Raw genomic sequence first — 20,611 nt, 5'->3', positions numbered from 1 at the left:
GTCCCGCCGCAGTGACCTCGACGCTCCAACGGACGACCCCCGCCGCGCGTGCTCCCCGCGCGCGGCGGGGGATCGCCTCGCTGCCCTTCCTCGCCCCGGGCACGATCTTCCTCATCGTCTTCATGGCGATCCCGGTCGGGCTCCTCTTCTTCTACACGTTCTTCAAGCGCGGCCGCTTCGGCGGGCTCGTGTTCGAGTTCACGCTCGACAACTGGATCAAGCTCGCCGAGCCGCTCTACCTCGGCGTCATCCTGCAGTCGATCGTGCTCGCGCTCATCGTCACCGCGCTCGCGCTCCTCATCGGGTACCCGATGGCGTACGCGATCGCCGGGCTCTCGCCGACGTGGCGCACAGTCGCCCTCATCGCGATCGTGCTGCCGTTCTGGACGAACTTCCTCATCCGGACCTACGCGTGGATCCTGCTGCTCAACAACGCCGGCTGGGTCAACCAGTGGCTGCAGGGACTCGGCCTGACCGACGAGCCCATCAGCATGCTCTACACGCCGCAGGCGATCGTGGTCGGGCTCCTCTACATGTACCTGCCGCTCATGGTGCTGCCGCTCTACGCGTCGCTGCAGCAGCTCGACCCGTCGCTGCGGGAGGCGGCCACCAACCTCGGCGCGAGCCCGCGGCGGGCGTTCCGCACCGTGACCCTGCCGCTCTCGCTTCCGGGCGCGCTCACCGGATGCATCTTCGTGTTCGTGCCCGCGATGTCGAACTTCGTGATCCCCGAGCTCATCGGCGGCGGCAAGACGATCATGGTCGGCAACCTGGTGCGCGACCAGTTCTTCGAGGCGCGCGACTGGCCGTTCGGCGCGACGCTCGCACTGCTGCTCACGATCCTGCTGGTGGTCGTGATCCTCGTGCAGACCGCCGTCTCCCGCCGACTCACGGAAGGACCCCGCCGTGGCTGACGCGACCGTGAACCCATCGACCACGGCCATGCGCGAGCTCGAGCCCGCGGCCCGGCCGCGCGCGGTGCGCAAGCCCCGCGGCATCCTCGTGCCCCTCTGGCTCGGCTACGCGTTCCTCTACCTGCCGATCCTCGTGGTCGTCATCATGAGCTTCAACGACTCCGAGAACCTGTTCGTGTGGCGCGGCTTCTCGCTGCGCTGGTATCCCGAGCTGTTCCAGAACGAGCAGATGATGCAGGGCCTCGTGAACACGCTCATCGTGGCGACGGGAGCGACCGCGATCGCCACCGTGCTCGGCACGCTGCTCGCGTACGGCATCCAGCACTACACGCGCGGCGGCTTCGTGCGGGCGTTCGCGATCGCCCCGGCCATCCTGCCCGACCTGCTGCTCGGCATCGGCCTGCTCACGCTGTTCTCGCTGCTGTCGATCTCGCTGGGCCTGCACTCGGTGATCCTCGCGCACGCGGTGTTCGCGACCGCGTTCGTCACGGCGATCGTGCTCGCGCGCATGGCGACCCTCGATCCGAGCCTCGAGGAGGCGTCGCGCGACCTCGGCGCCGGTCCCGTCCGCACGTTCATGCGCGTGACGCTGCCGCAGCTCGCACCAGGCATCGTCGCGGGCGCGCTCCTCGCCTTCACGCTCTCGCTCGACGAGTTCGTGATCGCGTTCTTCACGACCGCGCCGACGCAGCCCACGCTGCCCATCGTCATCTACTCGATGGTGCGCTTCGGGGTGACGCCCGAGGTCAACGCCCTCGCCAGCCTCCTGCTGCTCGTGAGCATCGTCACGGTGATCGCGGCGCAACGACTGACCCGACTGACAGGAACCCCGAAGTGACCACCCCTCCCCTCCTCCGCGTCGAGGGCGTCCGCGCCGTCTACGGCGACACCGTCGCACTGCACGACATCTCCCTCGACATCGCCGACAACGAGTTCTTCGCGCTGCTCGGGCCGTCGGGCTGCGGCAAGACCACGCTGCTCCGCTCCATCGCGGGCTTCGAGACGCCCGAGTCGGGTCGCATCGAGGTCGACGGGCGAGACCTGCTCCGGATGCCGCCGCACAAGCGGCCCGTGAACATGATGTTCCAGAGCTACGCGCTCTTCCCGCACATGAGCGTCGAGCGCAACGTCGGCTACGGCCTCGAGGCCGAGGGCGTCGGGAAGTCGGAGCTCCGGAGTCGCGTGCAGGAGGTCATGGCGGTCGTCGGGCTGGAGCACCTCGCGAAGCGGCGTCCCTCGCAGCTCTCGGGCGGCCAGCGGCAGCGCGTCGCCCTGGCCCGCGCGATCGTCAAGCGCCCACGCCTGCTGCTGCTCGACGAGCCGCTGTCGGCGCTCGACCGCCAGGTGCGCGCCTCGATGCAGCTCGAGCTCAAGCGCCTGCAGCACGAGGTCGGCCTCACGTTCGTCGTCGTGACGCACGATCAGGAGGAGGCGATGTCGATGGCCGACCGCATCGCGGTGCTGCGCGACGGGCGTCTCGAGCAGCTCGCGAGCCCGCAGGAGCTCTACGCCAACCCCGCGACGCGGTTCGTGGCCTCCTTCATCGGCACGGCGAACCTGTTCGACGGCACGGCGACCGCGACGGGCGTCGACGTGCCCGGCATCGGCGGGGTCGCGGCGACGCACGCGCTCGCGGCCGCCGCACCGGCCACCGCGGTGGTGCGACCCGAAGACGTCGAGCTGGCGGATGCCGCGACGTCGAGCCTGCGTGGCACGGTCGTCGACACCTACTTCCTCGGCGGCGCCTCCACGATCTCGATCGAGGTGCCTGGGCTCGCGGCGCCGATCCTCGCGACGGTGCACGGCGCGACCCGGGTCGCCCGCGGCGACGCGGTTGGCGTGCGGTTCGGGCGGGCGGCGGTCGTGGCACGGGAGGCGGCGGCATCCGTTGACGATGACGTCGACGCGGATGCGCCTGCCGCGGCATCCGATGCCGAATCGGGCGACCGGTCGCCCGCCGGCGACGCGCCCGCGCCTCAGGAGGAGGTCAGCGCGTGACCCGTCGCGAGCCGCGCATAGGCCACGATGAGCTCGAGGGCGGCGTCGTGGTCGATCGTCGGATGCTGCGCGATGATGCGGTAGCCGTAGGCGTCTTCGAGGGCGACGAGGTTGCGCGCGATCACGACCGAGGGCTGGGCGAGCGCGAAGATGCCGCGGGCGGCTCCCTGCTCGAGCACGACCTGGTACATGCCGACCTGGCGGTCGTAGAGGGTCGTGAGCAGCGACGCCATGAGCGGGTTGCGCCCGGCCGACCCGCCGAGCTCGCAGAGCAGGCGCACCTCGGTGTCGCCCGAGCCGCTCGGCAGGCCCGACTTCGCAAGCGCGAGCAGGCGCATCACGGGATCGTCGGGGAGCTGCTCGAGCATCCGCACACGGCCCTCGTAGAAGCGCTCCATGCCGGCGCGGTTGGCCTCGAACATGAGCTCGTCGATGTCGGGGTAGTAGTAGAGCACCGCGCCCGACGTGAGGCCCGCCTCTTCGGCCACCCGGTTCAGCCGCGCGCCGTCGGGCCCGTGCGCCGCGATCGCCCGCTGGGCCGCCGCCACGAGCTGGCTGCGACGCTCCTCCTGCCGCTTCGGCCTGGCCATGCCACCTCCACTGGATCAGACAGATTGTCTGCATCGTCGGTCAATAGTAGGCCGAACTGACCTGATTCTACAGAGGTCTTGACCCAATCAATTCTCTCCAGCAACATTCAAAGAACACAGACGAACGGAGCCCAAATGTCCGACGAGCGCCGCACCTTCCTGTTCATGCCCGAGAGCGCCTACGGCCCCACGAACAACTGCATCGGCATCGGAAACGAGCTGCTCAAGCGCGGGCACCGCGTCGTGTTCGCGGCCGAGCGCTCCTGGCAGGGCAAGCTCGCCGCGCTCGGCTTCGAAGAGGACCTCGTCGACCTCGCGCCGGTGCCCGAGGGCGACGACGAGGAGGGCGACGAGGAGCAGGACGCCGGGCAGTTCTGGAAGGACTACATCAAGGCCGTCTCGCCGGAGTTCCGCAAGACGACCGCCGAGCAGCTCGAGACCGTGACCCTGCCGATCTGGGAGGAGCTCGCGAACGGTGCGAAGTTCTGCGAGCCGCAGCTGCAGGCCATCATCGATCGCGTCCGGCCCGATGTGATCATCGAGGACAACGTGATCGCGTTCCCCGCGCTCGTCACCGCCGGCGTCCCCTTCGTGCGCATCATGAGCTGCAACCCGCTCGAGGTGCCGGGCGACGACATCGCGCCGGTGTTCTCCGGGCTCGCGGAGGACGACCGCGCGGGCTGGGCCGCCTTCCGTGCGGAGTACGAGCGCACGCATCGGCCACTCTGGACCTCGTACGACGCGTGGGTGCAGGAGCAGGGCGCCCCGCCGCTGCCCGACCTCGAGTTCATCCACCGCGGCGACGAGAACCTCTACATCTACCCCGAGGTGCTCGACTACACCGACGCGCGCCCCCTCGACGAGACCTGGCACCGCCTCGACTCCTCGGTGCGCGAGACCGAGCAGGCTCCCGCCGACCTGCCCGAGTCGTTCACCGACGGCAGCCGCCCGCTCGTCTACTTCAGCCTCGGCTCGCTCGGGTCGGCCGACGTCGAGCTCATGCAGCGCGTCATCGCCGCCCTCGCCGACCAGCGGGTGAACGTCATCGTCTCGAAGGGGCCGCTGCACCACGAGTTCGAGCTCGCCGACAACATGTGGGGTGCCGAGTTCCTGCCGCAGACGAGGATCCTGCCGCTCGTCGACCTCGTGATCACGCACGGCGGCAACAACACGACGACCGAGGCGCTGCACTTCGGCAAGCCGATGGTGCTGCTGCCCCTGTTCTGGGACCAGTACGACAACGCGCAGCGCGTGCACGAGCGCGGCTTCGGCATCCGCCTCGACACCTACGGCTTCACGCCGGAGGAGCTCCAGGACGCGGTGCGCACGCTGCTCGAGGACGCGGCACTCCGCGAGCGCGTGGCCGCCGTCGGCGCCGACATCCGCTCGCGTGCCGGCGTCTCGGCCGCGGCCGACGTGATCGAACGCGTCGGCGCGCGGGAGCGCGTGTGAGCACGGGCACCTCGATGACGGATGCCGCGGTCGACGCGCTCCGCGACGCGGCCCCGACGCCGTACTGGATGGACCGCGCCGACGCGCCGGCTCCTCGTCCGCGTGCCGAGGGCGCCCTCGAGGCCGACCTCGTCGTCGTGGGCGCGGGCTTCACGGGGCTGTGGACCGCGTGGCGAGCCGTGGAGCGCGACCCCGGCCGTTCGGTCGTCGTGCTCGAGGCCGAGCGCGTGGCGCACGGGGCGACGGGCCGCAACGGCGGGTTCGTCGCGAGTTCGCTCACGCACGGACTGACCCACGGCACGGCGATCTGGCCCGACCAGGTCGGTGCGCTGCACGAGGAGGGCGATCGCAACCTCGCCGACCTCGTCGCCACGATCGAGGCGGCGGGCATCGACTGCGACCTGCGCCGCTCGGGCAAGACCACGGTCGCGATCGAGGAGTGGCAGGTCGCCGGCCTCCGCGAGGCGCAGGAGCTCGGCGAGCGGCATGGCGTCGCGCTCGAGCTGCAGACTCGCGACGAGGTGCAGGCCGACGTGCACTCCCCCACGTACCTCGGCGGCCTCCGCGATCGAACGGGCACCGTGCTCGTCGACCCGGCGCGGCTCGCGTGGGGCATGGCCGCGGAGCTCGAGCGCCGCGGGGTGCGCATCCTCGAGGCATCCGCCGCCACCGGCCTTGCACGAGAAGGCGCCGGGGTGCGCGTCTCGACGGAGCACGGCCACGTCGACGCTCGCGAGGTCGTGATCGCCACGGCCGCCTACCCCTCTCCGCTCAAGCGGCTCGGCAACTGGATCATGCCGCTCTACGACCACGTGCTCATGACCGAGCCGCTCACCGAGGCGCAGCAGGCGTCGATCGGCTGGGCCGAGGGCCAGGGACTCACCGACGCCGGCAACCAGTTCCACTACTACCGACCGACCGTCGACGGCCGGATCCTGTTCGGCGGATGGGACGCCGTCTACTACTTCGGCGGCCGCGTCGATGCCAGCCTCGAGCAGCGAGACAGCTCGCACGAGCTGCTCGCCCGGCACTTCCTCGAGACGTTCCCGCAGCTCGAGGGCCTGCGCTTCACGCACCGCTGGGCGGGGCCGATCGACTCGACGACGCGCTTCACGGCCGCCTACGGCACGGCGCTCGGGGGCCGTGCGGCCTACGCCGTCGGTCACACCGGGCTCGGTGTGGGCGCGTCGCGATTCTCGGCGGATGTCGCGCTCGACCTGCTCGCGGGCGAGCCGACGTCGCGGCTCCGCTACGACATCGTGCGGCGCCGGCCGTTCCCCATCCCGCCCGAGCCGTTCCGCAACCCCATCGTCCAGTTCACCCGACGCTCGATCCTCGCCGCCGACGCGCACGAGGGGCGGCGCAACCTCTGGCTGCGCACCCTCGATCGCTTCGGGCTCGGCTTCAACTCCTGAAAGGCGCACCATGACCACCGGAACCTTCATCGGCGAGTACCGCGCCGGCACGGGCGGCGACGCCGTCATCACCAACCCGGCGACGGAGGAGGACGTCGCCGCGTTCACGTCGTCGGGCGTCGCCGACGTCGACGAGGCGGCCGCGGCGGCGCGCGCCGCGCAGCCCGAGTGGGCGGCGAAGACGCCGGGAGAGCGGTCGCTCGCGCTGCTGCGCCTCGCCGACGCGCTCGAGGCCGACGCCGAGCACCTCGCGAAGCTCGAGGTCGAGGACTCGGGCAAGCCGTGGACCACCGCGTTCGACGGCGAGCTTCCGTTCGGCATCGACAACCTCCGCTTCTTCGCCGGCGCCGCGCGGTCGCTCGACGGCACCGGCGCGGGGTCGTTCTCGAGCGGCTACACCTCGATCCTCACCCGCCGACCGGTCGGCGTGGTCGCGGGCATCACGCCGTGGAACTTCCCGCTCATCATGGCGATCTGGAAGGCCGGCCCCGCACTGGCCGCGGGCAACGCCGTCATCGTGAAGCCGGCGCCCGCCACGCCGCGCACGACCCTGCGGTTCGCCGAGCTCGCGGTCGAGGCCGGCCTGCCCGCCGGGCTCTTCAACGTCGTGACGGGCGACGCCGAGGTGGGACAGGCGCTCGTGACCCACCGCGAGGTCGACATGGTGAGCGTCACCGGATCGACGCAGACCGGCAAGGCGGTCATGCGCGGCGCCGTCGAGGGCGTGAAGCGCGTGCACCTCGAACTCGGCGGCAAGGCGCCGGTCATTGTGTTCCGCGACGCCGACCTGGGCGCCATGGCGCACGCCGTCGCGCTCGGCGCGACCTACAACACGGGCCAGGACTGCACGGCCGCGACCCGCGTCTACCTCGAACGCTCGGTCTACGACGCCGGCGTCGATGCGCTGCGCGACGCACTCGCGCAGATCGTGGCCGGCGACCCGATGGACCCCGAGACGCACATCGGCCCGCTCGTGTCGAAAGCGCACCGGTCGCGCGTCGAGGGCTTCGTCTCGCGTGCGGTGGCCGAGGGCGCCGAGGCGCTCGTCGGCGGCCACGCCATCGACCGCACCGGCTCGTACTTCGCGCCGACGCTGCTGGTCGGCGCATCCCAGTCGTCGGAGATCGTGCAGGGCGAGGTGTTCGGTCCCGTGCTCGTGGTGCTGCCGTTCGACGGCGAGGCCGAGGGCATCGCGCTCGCGAACGACAGCGCCTACGGGCTCGCGTCGTCGGTCTGGACGTCGGATGTCGCGCGCGCCCTGCGCGTGAGCCAGTCGCTCGACGTCGGCGTGACCTGGGTCAACGACCACCTGCCGATCGCGTCCGAGGCGCCGCACGGCGGCGTGAAGGGCTCGGGCTTCGGCAAGGACATGTCGATCGAGCCGCTGCTCGACTACTCGGTGACGCGACACCTCATGATCCGCCACGCGGCGCCGCCGGAGACGACGGGCTTCCGGCCGGCCTGAGCCGGCCGGCCCCGGCGCCCCGACCTCCGCACCCACCCCACGACCACGCGAACGAGAGCGAGCGAACGGCCATGCACGAGCGGATCACGAAGGCGGTCATCCCCGCCGCCGGCCTGGGCACGCGGTTCCTGCCCGCGACGAAGGCAATGCCCAAGGAGATGCTGCCCGTCGTCGACAAGCCGGCGATCCAGTACGTCGTCGAGGAGGCGGTCTCGGCCGGGCTCGTCGACGTGCTCATGGTGACCGGCCGCAACAAGAACGCCCTCGAGAACCACTTCGACCGGGTGGCCGAGCTCGAGGCGACGCTGAAGGCCAAGGGCGACGACGCGAAGCTCATGCAGGTGAACGCGTCGACGGGCCTCGCCGCGATGCACTACGTGCGGCAGGGCGACCCCATGGGACTCGGCCACGCCGTGCACCGGGCGCGGATGCACGTCGGGAACGAGCCGTTCGCGGTCCTGCTCGGCGACGACCTCATCGACGAGCGGGACCCCCTCCTCCGGCGCATGCTCGACGAGCAGGTCGCACGCGACGCCTCGATCGTCGCGCTGCTCGAGGTCGACCCCGACCAGATCCACCTCTACGGCGCGGCCGCGGTCGAACCGACCGACGACCCCGACGTCGTGCGTGTCACGGGGCTCGTCGAGAAGCCCGTCCGGGAGGCGGCGCCCTCGAACTACGCGGTCATCGGCCGCTACGTGCTCAAGCCCGACGTCTTCGACGTGCTCGAGCGCACCGCGCCCGGCCGCGGCGGCGAGATCCAGCTCACCGACGCGCTCATGACCATGGCAAAGGACGTGTCGGGCACGGGCGGCGTCTACGGCGTCGTCTTCCGCGGCCGCCGCTACGACACCGGCGACAAGCTCGAGTACATCAAGGCGGTCGTGCAGCTCGCCGCGGACCGCGACGACCTCGGTCCCGACCTGCGCAGCTGGCTCGTCGAGTACGCCGTCGGCCTCTGAGCGCCCGGATGCCGTGGGGCGACACGAGCCCGCGGCATCCGCTCGCCCGCGGCATCCGCCCGCCCCTCGATAGACTGGCCCGCATGGCAGATTCGACGTTCGACATCGTGAGCAAGGTCGACAAGATGGAGGCCGACAACGCGGTCAACCAGGCCCGCAAGGAGATCGAGCAGCGCTACGACTTCAAGGGCGTGGGCGCGTCGGTCGAGTGGTCGGGCGAGAAGATCCTGCTGAAGGCCTCGTCCGACGAGCGCGTGAAGGCCGTCCTCGACGTGGTGCAGTCGAAGTTCATCAAGCGCGGCATCACCCTGAAGAGCCTCGACGCCGGCGAGCCGTACGCCTCCGGCAAGGAGTTCCGCATCGAGATCGCGCTGAAGCAGGGCATCGACCAGAAGGCCGCCAAGGAGATCGGCAAGATCATCCGCGACGAGGGCCCCAAGTCGGTGAAGTCGCAGATCCAGGGCGACGAACTGCGCGTCTCCTCGAAGAGCCGCGACGACCTGCAGGAGGTCATCCGCCTGCTGAAGGCCGCCGACCTCGAGGTCGACCTCCAGTTCGTCAACTTCCGCTGACCGGGGCTCGCATGGGCGACGGCGAACGGATGCCGCAGCCGGGCGTCGACGTGCCCGACCGCCGTGGGCGCACGGGCCTCGACCGGACCGGGCGCGACCTCGATCGCAACCCGCGCGTCCGCGTGCGCGACGTGCGCGTGCTCGCGTCGAACTGGTACGTGACCCGCACCACGGCGTTCGACTTCCAGCACGCCGACGGCACGTGGACCGTCGAGGAGCGCGAGACCTACGACCGGGGCGACGGCGCGACCATCCTGCTCTACGAGCCAGAGGCCCGCACCGTGCTGCTCACCCGGCAGTTCCGCTTCCCCGTGTACGTGAACGGGCATCCCGACGGCATGCTCGTCGAGACCGCGGCGGGCCTGCTCGACGAGGACGACCCCGAGACGGCGATCCGCCGCGAGGCCGAGGAGGAGACCGGCCACGTGGTCGGCGACGTCGAGCACGTGTTCGACGTGTTCATGAGCCCCGGCTCGGTGACCGAGCGGCTGCACTTCTTCGCCGCTCCGTATCGACGCGGCGACGTGGTCCCCGGCGCGCGCACGGGCCTCGCCGACGAAGGCGAGGACATCGAGGTGCTCGAGCTCCCGTTCGAGGATGCGCTCGACCGCATCGGTCGCGACATCGTGGATGCGAAGACGGTGATGCTGTTGCAGTGGGCGGCACTGCGCGGGCCGTTCTCGACGGGTCGTGCCGCCGGCGAGCGCCGCCCTTCACCCCCGGAATGGGGCGCTGAGGGCGGGCGCGAGCGGGCGTAGTATTCTCGCTAAGTATTGAGCAATTCTCACTTACCCTTGTGGACCCCTTATCCACGCCCGGTGGGAACGTCTCGATGCCGACCCCTGTGAAAATCGAAAACCCTGTGCAACAGAAAGCGCTGCACCCGCGACCCGAGAGCGGTGGAGTAACGTGAGCGAGCTTTCGTACATCCCCTATCCGAGACCCTCGACCAGAGGGACACCCGGTCCGAGCATCATGCTCGACCGTGCGCATCCGTAGACGCGCGAGCCCGGAAGTGTCCGAGATGCCGAGCCGGCATCTGCCCGCGGCGAGCCCGCGCGGGCTTCGATTGGTGCCGTCAGCGGCCGCCCAGAGCGCGGCCGCCAGTGATCCGAGCGCGTGCGGCGCGCGCTGGGCCCGCAAGGTCCGCGTGCGACTGCAGCTGTCGGACACGCTGATCGTCGCGCTCGTCGTGCTCGCGTCGCTCGCGGTCGGCATGCCGTGGAACTCTCCCGAGCTGTCTCGTGCCACCCCGTTCGACGCCGCCGTCGTGCCGGCACTCGTCGGTGCGGGGTGGCTCGTCGCGCTCGCGGCGTACCACACGCGCGACGCGCGAGTGCTGGGGCTCGGGGTCGGCGAGTACAAGCTCGTGGTGCACGCGAGCGCCCTGGCGTTCGGGATGCTCGCCATCCTCTTCCTCGTGCTCCGGGTGGACTTCGCCGCCGAGTACTTCCTCCTCGCGCTGCCGATCGGACTCGGGGCGCTCGTGCTCGACCGCTGGCTCTGGCGCAAGTGGCTGCTGCGCCAGCGCGCCTTCGGCCATTACCTCGCCCGCGCCATCGTCGTGGGCCGCCGCGACGACGTCGAGTACGTCATCGCGCAGATCGCGGCGAACTCGGGCGCGGCATATCGCGTGGTCGGTGCCGCGGTCGACACCGCGCCGGGCGCTCAGCTCACCGTCGGCGAGCAGCGGATCCCGGTCGTCGCGAAGCGCGACGGCGTCGCCGCGGCGGCGGCCTCCGTGAGCGCCGACGCGGTCATCGTGGCCGGACAGCCGGACGAGGGCGGGGAGTTCGTGCGCCAGCTCGGGTGGGACCTCGAGGGCACCCCCGCCGAGCTCGTGCTCTCGTCACGGCTCACCGACGTCGCCGGGCCGCGCATCCACTTCCGGCCGGTCGACGGGCTCCCCCTCATCCACGTCGAGACGCCGACGTTCGAGGGCGGCAAGCACATCCTCAAGCGGTCGGTCGACATCGCGCTCTCCGTGCTCGTGCTCGTGGTGCTCCTGCCGTTCATGCTCGTCATCGGCCTCATCATCCGGCTCGACAGCCCGGGTCCGGCGCTCTTCCGCCAGCGCCGCTGCGGACGCAACGGCGACACGTTCGAGATGCTGAAGTTCCGCTCGATGGTCGAGACCGCCGAGGACGACCTCGCCGGCCTCCTCGACCGGAACGAGGGGCACGGCGCGCTGTTCAAGCTGCGGAACGACCCCCGCGTGACCCGCTTCGGACGCTGGCTGCGCAAGTACTCGCTCGACGAGCTGCCCCAGCTGTGGAACGTGCTCGTCGGCGACATGAGCATCGTCGGCCCGCGTCCGCCCCTCGTCACCGAGGTCGCGGAGTACGAGGGCAGCGTGCACCGCCGGCTCTTCATCAAGCCCGGCATGACCGGACTCTGGCAGATCAGCGGCCGCTCCGACCTCAGCTGGGAGGAGAGCGTGCGGCTCGACCTCTACTACGTCGAGAACTGGTCGCTCACCGGCGACCTCATGATCATGTGGCGGACCGCGAAGGCGGTCGTGAACCCGAAGGGGGCGTACTGATGGTCGAGTACGAACCGGCGATGGCGCCGATGCACCTCGCCATGATCGGCACGCGCGGCGTGCCCGCCGCGTACGGCGGCTTCGAGACCGCGGTCGAGGAGATCGGCTCCCGCCTCGCCGGCCGCGGTCATGACGTCACCGTGTACTGCCGACATGCCGAGGACGCCCCCGAGCACGACTACGCCGGCATGCACCTGGTGCACCTGCCCGCGCTGCACCTGAAGGCCGCCGAGACGCTGTCGCACACCGCCCTCTCGGTCGCGCACGTCACGCTGCACCGCCACCGTCCGGATGCCGCGTTCGTGTTCAATGCCGCGAACGCTCCCTTCGTGCCCGTGCTGCACGCCTGCGGCGTGCCGGTCGCGGTGCACGTCGACGGGCTCGAGTGGCAGCGCGACAAGTGGCACGGCGCCGGACGGGCGTACTACCGGTGGGCCGAGCAGTCCGCGGTGCGGAACGCCGACGCGCTCATCGCCGACGCGAAGGGCATCTCCGACTACTACGCGTCGGAGTTCGGCGCGCCGACGCGGCAGATCGCCTACGGCGCTCCTGTGCAGCTGCGCCCGGTCTCCGACCGCCTCGACGAGCTCGGGCTGGTCTGGAAGGGCTACCACCTCGTGGTCGCGCGCTTCGAGCCGGAGAACCACGTCGACCTCATCGTCGCCGGGTACGAGCGGTCGGCGGCGCGGCATCCGCTCGTCGTCGTCGGCGCCGCGCCGTACGCGGCCGAGTACACCGAGCGCGTGCGGACGGAGGCGCACGACGACCCGCGCGTCCGCCTGCTGGGAGCGGTGTACGACCAGGACCTGCTCGACCAGCTCTACGCGGGCGCGCTGAGCTACGAGCACGGGCACTCGGTCGGCGGCACCAACCCGTCGCTGCTGCGCGCCATGGGCGCGGGCACGGCCGTGCTCGCCTGGGACGTGCCGTTCAACCGCGAGGTCGCGGGCGAGCGCGGCCGCTACTTCGGCGACGCCGGCGCGCTCGCGGAGCTCTTCGAGGCCGCCGAGCGCGAGCCCGACCGCGCCGTGCTCGACGGCGACGCGCTGCGCGACGTCGTGCGCCGCAGATACCGCTGGGACGACGTCGCGATCGCCTACGAGGCGCTCGCGATGGAGCTGGTGGCCGGCTCGAGCACCCGGGCGCGCAAGCGCCGGAGGGCGGGCGAGCATGCGCCCAGCGCAGCGGATGCCACGTCGCACACGGGTATCGAGGGAAGCCTGCGATGACGGCGTTGATGGGCTACGCCGGCGGGGCGTTCGACCTCTTCCACATCGGACACCTCAACCTCCTGCGGCACGCCAGGGCGAACTGCGACTTCCTGATCGCCGGCGTCCTGACCGACGAGATGCTCGAGCTGACGAAGGGCAAGCCGCCGATCGTGCCGTTCGCCGAGCGCTTCGAGATCGTGCGCCACATCTCGTACGTCGACGACGTGCACGCCGAGTCGGTGCCCGACAAGCTCGACACCTGGCGCGAGGTCGGGTTCGACCGGTACTTCAAGGGCGACGACTGGCGCACCACCGAGCGCGGCCGACGGCTCGAGGCGGCGTTCGCGGATGTCGGGGTGGAGGTCGTGTACTTCCCGTACACGGTGCACACCTCGAGCACGATCCTGCGCCTCGCCCTCGAGTCGCTGAACCATGGCGCCGTCACATCCGAGCGGGCGGAGGCGCAATGAGCCGAGACGCGTCCGTGCCGGCGAGGGAGGACTTCGCCGGCGTCGTCGCGCGGCTCGCCGCCGCCCAGAAGCGCCGGGCCCCGGGGTCGCCGGCGTACTCCATCTACGTCAACCGACCGGTGGGACGGCGCTTCGCGGCCGCCGCCTACCTCGCTGGACTCACCCCGAACGCGGTCACGGCGATCAGCGCTGCGTTCACGTTCGCCGCGATCGCCGTGATCGCCCTGGTGCCGCCGACGCCGCTCGTCGGCGTCGGCATCGGGCTCCTCCTCATGACCGGCTACGCGCTCGACGCGGCCGACGGCCAGCTCGCACGCCTCCGCGGGGGCGGCTCCCCCGCCGGCGAGTGGCTCGACCATGTCGTCGACGCGGCCAAGCTCTCGACCCTGCACCTGGCCGTGCTCGTCGGGTGGTTCCGGTTCGTCGACCTCCCGAGTCCGGCGCTCCTGCTGGTGCCGCTCGGATTCGCGATCGTCGCGGCCGTGCTGTTCTTCGCGATGATCCTCAACGACTTCCTGCGCCGTCGCGACGGCGGCACCCGCGCCAGGACGGAGGGCGGCGGCATCCGCTCGCTGCTCGTGCTGCCGACCGACTACGGCGTGCTCTGCATCGCCTTCCTCGCGTTCGGCGCGCCGATCGTGTTCGTGCCGCTCTACGGGCTCCTGTTCGCGGCGAACGCCGCATACGCAGTGCTCGCACTGCCCAAGTGGTTCCGGGAGATGACTCGGATCGCCCCGTGACCGGTCCGTCGCGCCAACGTTCCGTCCACGAGCCGTCGCCCGAACCGTCGGAGCCGACCCGGGCGATCGGCGGCGGGCTCTCGGGCGTGCGGGTGCTCGTGGCGCATCCCGGCGCCGAGCTCTACGGTTCGGATCGCGTGGTGCTCGAGAGCGTGGCGGCCATGACGTCGGCGGGGGCCGCGGTCGAGGTCACGGTTCCCGGGCACGGACCCCTGGTGGGACGACTCGAGCACGCCGGCGCGACGGTCGTGCTCGAGCCCGATCTCGTGCTCCGCAAACGGGTGCTGCGTCCGCGCAGCTGGCCGTCGACGACCGCCGACGCGTTCCGCACGATCGGCGCCTCGCAGCGCCTCCTCCGCCGGCGACCCGACCTCGTCTACGTGAACACCATCACCCTCCCGCTCTGGCCGCTGCTCGCGCGCACACGCGGGATCCCCGTGCTCACCCACATCCACGAGGCGGAGGCCGGCGCGACGCCCTTCATGCTGCGGGTGCTCTACGCGCCGCACCTGCTGGCGACGGCGATCATCGCGAACAGCGAGTTCAGCCGCTCGATCGTGGCCCGCGCGTGGGCATCGCTCGCGCGGCGCACGCGCGTCATCTACAACGGCGTCCCGGGCCCGGTGACGACGACGCCCGCCCGCGAGTCGCTGGAGGGCCGGCCGGTGCGTCTCACGTACGTCGGGCGGCTCTCGCCGCGGAAGGGGACCGACCTCGTGATCACCGCGGCCGCCGCGCTCGTCGACGACGGCGTCGACGTCGAGGTCGACGTCCTCGGCGAGGCGTTCGACGGGTACGAGTGGTACGCCGAAGCGCTGCGCGACGCCGTCGCCGAGCACGGACTCGGGTCGCGCGTGCGGTTCCTCGGCTTCCACGACGACGTGTGGAGCGCGCTCCAGCTCGCGGACATCGTGGTGATCCCCTCGCCCGTCGGCGAGCCGTTCGGCAACACCGCGGTCGAGGCGGCGCTCGCGGCGCGCCCGCTCGTCGTGAGCGAGTCGAGCGGCCTGCTCGAGGCCACCGACGGGCTGCCCGGCGTGCACCGCGTGCAGCCGGGCGACGCCTCGGCGATCGCCGACGCGGTGCGCGACATCATCGCGCACTGGCCCGACCAGCGCGCCCGCGCCGAGGCGTCGGCCCGGGTCGCCGCGATGCGGTTCGACCCCGAGCGGTACCGCGGCGCGATCGTCGACCTCGTCGCGTCGCTCGTCCACCGTTCGGCGCCGCGACGCGACCGGACCGGGTCGGAGGGGGCGGCGCATGCCTGACCGCAGCGACACCCTGTCGGTCGTCACCGTGGTCTTCGAGGCCGAGGTGCCGCTCCTCGAGCTGCAGGCCCGCTCGATCGCGCGGCATGTGCCCGACGGCGTGTTCGACGAGATCCTCGTCATCGACAACTCGCGGCGCGGACTGCCGGAGCACGCCCGACGCCGCATCCGCGACGAGCTCGGCGACCATGCCGATCGCCTCGCCTTCGCCTCGCGCGCCGACCTCGGACCGACCGCCGCCGACTCGTCGGGCTGGCGCACCCAGCAGAGCCTCAAGCTCATGGCCGCACGGCGCCTCGCTGCCGACCACTACGTCGTGCTCGACGCGAAGAACCACTTCATCCGGCGCACGACGCGCACGGATTTCCTCGACCCCGTCACCGGGCTCCCCCACGGCGGCCTCCACTCCTTCGTCGAGCATCCCCTGCGGGCGCAGCTCGAGCTCGTGGCCTACGGCCTGGGACTCGATCCCGCGGTCACCGTCGAGCGCTTCACCGCGACCGTGCCGCCCATCGTCCTCGACCGTCGCGTGGTCGACGACCTCGTCACCGACGTCGGCCGGGGCGACGCCGACCGGTTCCCCGGCGAGTTCGAGCGGTCGGGCTATACCGAGTTCTTCCTCTACTCGGCGTGGCAGGTCGCGCGCGGGTCCACGCTCGACGAGCTGGTGTCGGGGCAGGCGCTCGTGAGCCCGACGGTGTGGGCGGGCGCGTGCAGCGCGAGCGACGTGCGCGAGGTGCTCGAACGCGCCGACGCCGGACCCACCACCACGCTCGCGATCCACCGGCGTGCGCTCGCGAAGCTCGATCACGAGGCCGTCGACGAGCTCACGGCGTTCTGGGCGGCGCACCGCCTCTTCCCGTCGAGCGCCGACGCCGAGCGGTTCATCCGTCGCTTCCGGGTCGTGTACCTGCGGGCGATGGGCGCGCGGCGCCTCCGCGAGCGGCTCGCGCGGTGAGCGGATGCCGCGGGCCCGTCTGGTGAGCGGATGCCGCGGGCCGGCCACGGCCGACCGGTCGCCGCGACCCGGCTCACGCCTCCCGCTGCCGGCGCTCGCGCCGCAGCAGGCGGAGCATCGTGCGCAGCTCCGAGAGGTCGCGTCGGACGATGGGGAGGAGCGCCGCCACCGCGTACGCCGCGACCGTGGCGGCCGCCGCGGTCGGCACCTGCACCCACGGTCCCCACTCGGCCGTGAGGATCGAGGCGGCGAACGCCCACAGGGCGCCCCAGCCGGCGAGCAGCGCCATCCGCACGATCCCCCACGCGAGCGTGCGGACGGGGATGTCGTGCACGACCCGCGAGATCCAGAACAGCGAGATCGGCCACGAGAGCATCGGGGCGATCGCGTAGCCGATCGCGACGCCGATCATGCCCCACAGCGAGCCGATGAGGAGGCAGGCGACCTTGATCGACACGCTCACGAGGTTGTACCGGAACAGCGGGCCGGTGATGCCCTTCGACACGTACACCCAGTAGCTCGCCGAGTTGAGGGTCTGGAAGACCGCCGCGGTGGCGAGCAGGCTCAGCACGGGCGCGGCCTCGGCCCAGCGCGAGCCGAGCAGCAGCGCCGTGAGCGGCACGGCGGCGCCGATCGCGAAGCCCAGCACGACGACGATCGTGTAGCCGAGCCCCACCTGCCCGACGCGCACGAAGTCCCAGTACCGCGCACCCTCCCCCTGCAGGCGCGACAGCACCGGCACCGCGACGCTCGTGATCGGCGCACGCAGCTGGTTCGCTGTGTTCATGACGAGCTGGTACGCGCGGTTGTAGATGCCGAGCTGCGCGGCGCCGAACCGTGTGCCGATGATGACCGAGTCGACGTTGTTGCCGACGTAGGTGACCATCTGCATCGACACCATGTTCCAGCCGAAGCGGATGAACCCGCCGACCGGCGCGTCGCGCTTGGGCAGGCCCGGCAGCCAGTGTGCGAAGGCGACGACGAGCACGAGCGTGGCGAAGCTGGTGCCCACGAACTGCCAGATCAGCGCCCAGGGTCCGACGCCCGTCAGCGCGACGACGATGCCGAGCCCCAGGCCGGCGATCGCCGCGATCACGTCGGTCTCGGCGAGTGCGCCGAAGCGCAGCATCCGGTTGAGGCTCGCACGGAACTGCGTGGCCAGGCCGTTGAGCAGGAACGCGACCGAGGCGAGCTGCGCGAGCGGGGCGAGCTCGGCGCGGTCGTAGAGGGCGGCGATCCCCCACGACGAGAGGAAGACGAGCACGGCCAGGGCGGCGCCGGTGGCCGTGTTGATCCAGAACAGGTTGTCGCGCTGCTCCTTCGTGAGCACGGGCGCCTGTACGGCGGCCTGCGAGAGCCCGAAGTCGCGGAACACCTCGGCGATGCCGGCGATCGACATGACCATCGCGAAGAGGCCGAAGTCGGCGGGCGAGAGCAGCCGCGCCATGATGACGACCGACGCCAGCTGGATGGCGATGCGCAGGCCCTGCCCGGCGCTCGTGACGGCGGCTCCGCGGACCGCTCGACGGCCGAGCCCCTCGCTTCCCGCGGACGGCACGCTCATGATCCCGTGCGAGGTGCGAGCGACCACGGACCGGACGTCGAGGAGTGGTCGCCGCGCATGCCCCCTCCGCCGGTGAAACAGGTGACAGCCGCAGTCTATTGCGGCTCGTGCGTCGCCGATCGGCCCCGAAGCGGGGGCATGCACCGTCACCGGGCGGCGTCCTACGATGAGGGTGGATGCCGGGCGACACGGGGCACGGCGCGATCCGCGGTCGAACGCCCGGCCCGGAGGTGGTGCCTGTGACACCCGAGCGCGAGCGCCGGGAGCTCGACGCCGCGATCCGCCGCGTGGTGCAGCGGAACGCGTGCATCGGCTGCGGGCTCTGCACGCAGCTCGACACCTCGCTGCGGCTCGAGCTCGACGCCGACGGATTCCTCCGGCCGCACCGCTCGGACGCGCCGGGCGTCGTCGCCCCTGACGCCCGTCGGCAGTTCGAGCGGTCGTGCCCCGGATGCCGCGTGGACGCCGCCCGCCCGCGCGGCAGCCGCCGTGACGCCACCATGGGGTCCTCCTTCGGGGTGTGGGAGGCGTGGGCGTCCGACGAGGTCGTGCGCCGGCGCGGCAGCAGCGGCGGAGCCCTCACCGCGCTGCACGGCTGGCTGCTCGACCAGGGCCGTGCCAGCGCGATCGCCGCGGCATCCGTCGGCCGTGAGCCTCGACGCACGGTGCCCGTGACGATCCTCTCGAAGGAGGACGCGCTCGCCGCGGCGGGCTCCCGCTACGCACCCGTCGGCGTGCTCGCCGACCCGGCCCTCGCGTCATGCGACGCGATCACCGGAAAGCCGTGCGAGATCTCGGCGATCCGCTCGCTCGGCTCGACCGCGCGGTCCGACGGCCCTGCGCACCCCGGCGACGCCGGAGGCCCGCTCCTGCTCTCGTTCTTCTGCGCCGGGACGCCGTCGCAGCGGGCGACCGACGACCTCCTCGCCCGCCTGGGCGTGGGCGCCGACGAGCGCGTCGACGACCTCTGGTACCGCGGCCGCGGGTGGCCGGGCCGGTTCACGGTCCGCGCCGACGGGCGCGACGGGTCGCTCAGCTACGAGGAGTCGTGGGGCGAGGTCCTCGGCCGGGCGACGAACTGGCGGTGCAAGGTGTGCGCCGACGGCGTGGGCGAGTCGGCCGACGTCGTCGCCGCGGACTTCTGGCGCATCGACGACCGTGGCTACCCGGTGTTCACCGAGGGCCCCGGATCCAGCGCGCTCATCGCGCGCACGCGCCGCGGCCTCGAGGCCGTGCTGGCGGCGCAGGCGGCAGGCGCCATCGTGCTGCGCCCGATCACGATGTCGGCGCTGGCGAACGTGCAGCCGCTCCAGCGGAACCGTCGGACCACGCTGTTCGGACGGCTCATGGGCAGCCGGCTAGCTGGCGTGCCGGGTCCGCGGTACCGCGGCTTCCGGCTCTGGGCGCTGGCGCTGCGGCATCCGCGGCAGAACCTCCGCGCGGCGCGCGGCACGCGAGCCCGGCTGCGACGCGCCGCCGCACCCACGACGGGGTCCGCACCGTGAGTTCCCCGCCCGACGACGGTGGGGCCGACCGGGTCGCGCTCGTCGTCGTGAACTACGCCTCGTCGTCGCTGCTCGCGGAGCACCTCGCGGGCGCGGACGCCGCCGCCGTGGTCGACGACGTCGTCGTGGTCGACAATCCGAGCACGGACGACGAGCGCCGCAGCATCCAGGACCTCTGCTCGGCGAACGGCTGGGAGCTCGTGGCGCTTCCGTGGAACGCGGGCTTCGGCGCGGGCGTGAACGCGGGCATCGGACGCGCCCGCGACCTCGGCTGCGCGCGGGTCCTCGCCCTCAATCCCGACGCGACCATCGACGCCGACTCGGTCGCCGCCCTTCTCGCCGCGAGCCGAGCGGATGCCGCGGCGCTCGTCGGCCCGCGCATCCTCCGGAGCGACGGCACCACGTGGTTCGCGGGCGCCGTGCTCGACCCCGAGACCGGCACGACGCGGCGGGCGCGCCCCGAGGAGCTCGGGACCGCGCGAACGTGGCAGACCGGCGCGTGCTTCATCGCGACGATCGCGGAGTGGGACGCCGTCGGCGGGTTCGACGACGACTACTTCATGTACTGGGAGGACATCGACCTCTCGTGGCGCTGGCACGAGGCCGGCGGCCGCGTCGTGCTCGTCGAGGCGGCCACCGCGGTGCATGACGCGGGCGGCACGCAGGCGGGCGGGGGGAAGTCGCCGCTCTACGTGTACTTCAACTGCCGGAACCGACTGCTGTTCGCACGCAAACGGCTCGGGTCGAGCAACGGGCGGCGGTGGTGGCGTGGGAGCATCGCGTACGCCTGGAACGTCGCGACGCGTGGCAGCCGTCGCATGCTGGCGCGGCATCCGCTGCTGCTCTGGTCGGCGCTGCGCGGAACGCTCGCGGGGGCGTTCGGACCCCTCGAGTCGAAGCGCGGCCGGCCTCGGATCGCGAGCGGCGACCGGGCTCGGGCCGTCGCCGATACCGCACCCTGAACCGTTTCACAAGTCCGAAGTGC

At 71.9% G+C, this 20,611-nt stretch carries 19 protein-coding genes; 17 read left to right on the top strand and 2 right to left on the bottom strand.

Annotation, left to right across the window (positions count from 1 at the left end):
* Nucleotides 1-11: 11 nt before the first annotated feature.
* From ACFVN5_RS13380 to ACFVN5_RS13370, 3 genes are read left to right on the top strand one after another with little or no spacing between them, the layout of a single operon-like run.
* Nucleotides 12-914, top strand: coding sequence for an ABC transporter permease (locus ACFVN5_RS13380; protein WP_376955733.1), 903 nt, complete (start codon nucleotides 12-14; stop codon nucleotides 912-914).
* Nucleotides 907-1,752 (top strand): ABC transporter permease, encoded by an 846-nt coding sequence (locus ACFVN5_RS13375; protein ID WP_376955732.1) that lies wholly within the window; start codon nucleotides 907-909, stop codon nucleotides 1,750-1,752. The genes ACFVN5_RS13380 and ACFVN5_RS13375 overlap by 8 nt, the downstream gene beginning before the upstream one ends.
* Complete coding sequence (locus ACFVN5_RS13370; RefSeq protein WP_376955731.1) at nucleotides 1,749-2,912, top strand: ABC transporter ATP-binding protein; 1,164 nt, start codon at nucleotides 1,749-1,751, stop codon at nucleotides 2,910-2,912. The genes ACFVN5_RS13375 and ACFVN5_RS13370 overlap by 4 nt, the downstream gene beginning before the upstream one ends.
* On the opposite strand, the gene ACFVN5_RS13365 is transcribed toward ACFVN5_RS13370, so the two are convergent.
* Nucleotides 2,891-3,502 (bottom strand): TetR/AcrR family transcriptional regulator, encoded by a 612-nt coding sequence (locus tag ACFVN5_RS13365; protein WP_376955730.1) that lies wholly within the window; start codon nucleotides 3,500-3,502, stop codon nucleotides 2,891-2,893. The two genes, ACFVN5_RS13370 and ACFVN5_RS13365, sit on opposite strands and share 22 nt — an antisense overlap.
* 135 nt (nucleotides 3,503-3,637) lie before the next feature.
* Between ACFVN5_RS13365 and ACFVN5_RS13360 the strand changes: the two genes are divergently transcribed.
* From ACFVN5_RS13360 to ACFVN5_RS13305, 12 genes are all read left to right on the top strand, one after another.
* On the top strand, nucleotides 3,638-4,954 hold the full coding sequence (locus tag ACFVN5_RS13360; RefSeq protein WP_376955729.1) for a glycosyltransferase: 1,317 nt from the start codon (nucleotides 3,638-3,640) through the stop codon (nucleotides 4,952-4,954).
* Nucleotides 4,951-6,369 (top strand): NAD(P)/FAD-dependent oxidoreductase, encoded by a 1,419-nt coding sequence (locus ACFVN5_RS13355; protein WP_376955728.1) that lies wholly within the window; start codon nucleotides 4,951-4,953, stop codon nucleotides 6,367-6,369. The genes ACFVN5_RS13360 and ACFVN5_RS13355 overlap by 4 nt, the downstream gene beginning before the upstream one ends.
* Before the next feature lie 10 nt (nucleotides 6,370-6,379).
* On the top strand, nucleotides 6,380-7,834 hold the full coding sequence (locus tag ACFVN5_RS13350) for an aminobutyraldehyde dehydrogenase (protein WP_376955726.1): 1,455 nt from the start codon (nucleotides 6,380-6,382) through the stop codon (nucleotides 7,832-7,834).
* Nucleotides 7,835-7,905: 71 nt separating this feature from the next.
* Nucleotides 7,906-8,796: a UTP--glucose-1-phosphate uridylyltransferase gene (locus tag ACFVN5_RS13345; protein WP_376955724.1), complete on the top strand. Its 891-nt coding sequence runs from the start codon at nucleotides 7,906-7,908 to the stop codon at nucleotides 8,794-8,796.
* Between the two features lie 83 nt (nucleotides 8,797-8,879).
* Nucleotides 8,880-9,368 (top strand): YajQ family cyclic di-GMP-binding protein, encoded by a 489-nt coding sequence (locus ACFVN5_RS13340; protein WP_376955722.1) that lies wholly within the window; start codon nucleotides 8,880-8,882, stop codon nucleotides 9,366-9,368.
* Nucleotides 9,369-9,379: 11 nt separating this feature from the next.
* The gene (locus tag ACFVN5_RS13335) at nucleotides 9,380-10,126 is read left to right on the top strand and encodes an NUDIX domain-containing protein (RefSeq protein WP_376955721.1); all 747 of its coding nucleotides are present in this window, start codon (nucleotides 9,380-9,382) and stop codon (nucleotides 10,124-10,126) included.
* 314 nt (nucleotides 10,127-10,440) lie between these two features.
* Nucleotides 10,441-11,910 carry a sugar transferase gene (locus ACFVN5_RS13330; protein WP_376955720.1) on the top strand — a complete coding sequence of 490 codons (1,470 nt, stop codon included), beginning with the start codon at nucleotides 10,441-10,443 and terminating at the stop codon, nucleotides 11,908-11,910.
* Nucleotides 11,910-13,139, top strand: coding sequence for a DUF1972 domain-containing protein (locus ACFVN5_RS13325; protein WP_376955719.1), 1,230 nt, complete (start codon nucleotides 11,910-11,912; stop codon nucleotides 13,137-13,139). The genes ACFVN5_RS13330 and ACFVN5_RS13325 overlap by 1 nt, the downstream gene beginning before the upstream one ends.
* Entirely contained in the window at nucleotides 13,136-13,591 is a 456-nt protein-coding gene (locus ACFVN5_RS13320; RefSeq protein ID WP_376955718.1) for an adenylyltransferase/cytidyltransferase family protein, read from the top strand. The genes ACFVN5_RS13325 and ACFVN5_RS13320 overlap by 4 nt, the downstream gene beginning before the upstream one ends.
* On the top strand, nucleotides 13,588-14,331 hold the full coding sequence (locus tag ACFVN5_RS13315) for a CDP-alcohol phosphatidyltransferase family protein (RefSeq protein WP_376955717.1): 744 nt from the start codon (nucleotides 13,588-13,590) through the stop codon (nucleotides 14,329-14,331). Before ACFVN5_RS13320 ends, ACFVN5_RS13315 begins: the two co-directional genes overlap by 4 nt.
* Nucleotides 14,328-15,599: a glycosyltransferase family 4 protein gene (locus ACFVN5_RS13310; RefSeq protein ID WP_376955716.1), complete on the top strand. Its 1,272-nt coding sequence runs from the start codon at nucleotides 14,328-14,330 to the stop codon at nucleotides 15,597-15,599. Before ACFVN5_RS13315 ends, ACFVN5_RS13310 begins: the two co-directional genes overlap by 4 nt.
* The gene (locus ACFVN5_RS13305; RefSeq protein ID WP_376955715.1) at nucleotides 15,592-16,557 is read left to right on the top strand and encodes a DUF6492 family protein; all 966 of its coding nucleotides are present in this window, start codon (nucleotides 15,592-15,594) and stop codon (nucleotides 16,555-16,557) included. Before ACFVN5_RS13310 ends, ACFVN5_RS13305 begins: the two co-directional genes overlap by 8 nt.
* A 73-nt stretch (nucleotides 16,558-16,630) precedes the next feature.
* Here ACFVN5_RS13305 and ACFVN5_RS13300 read toward each other — a convergent pair whose 3' ends face one another.
* On the bottom strand, nucleotides 16,631-18,121 hold the full coding sequence (locus tag ACFVN5_RS13300; protein WP_376955714.1) for a lipopolysaccharide biosynthesis protein: 1,491 nt from the start codon (nucleotides 18,119-18,121) through the stop codon (nucleotides 16,631-16,633).
* 176 nt (nucleotides 18,122-18,297) lie between these two features.
* Between ACFVN5_RS13300 and ACFVN5_RS13295 the strand changes: the two genes are divergently transcribed.
* Both ACFVN5_RS13295 and ACFVN5_RS13290 read left to right on the top strand, forming a co-directional pair.
* Nucleotides 18,298-19,626, top strand: a complete 1,329-nt coding sequence (locus ACFVN5_RS13295; RefSeq protein WP_376955713.1) for a Coenzyme F420 hydrogenase/dehydrogenase, beta subunit C-terminal domain — start codon at nucleotides 18,298-18,300, stop codon at nucleotides 19,624-19,626.
* Entirely contained in the window at nucleotides 19,623-20,588 is a 966-nt protein-coding gene (locus tag ACFVN5_RS13290; RefSeq protein ID WP_376955711.1) for a glycosyltransferase family 2 protein, read from the top strand. Before ACFVN5_RS13295 ends, ACFVN5_RS13290 begins: the two co-directional genes overlap by 4 nt.
* Nucleotides 20,589-20,611: the final 23 nt, after the last annotated feature.

Origin of the sequence: Agromyces sp. NPDC057865, from assembly GCF_042796995.1 — a bacterium.
Taxonomy (GTDB): Bacteria; Actinomycetota; Actinomycetes; order Actinomycetales; family Microbacteriaceae; genus Agromyces.
The sequence above is the reverse complement of the archived record's forward strand: the minus strand, read 5'-3'. Positions and strand labels throughout refer to the sequence as shown.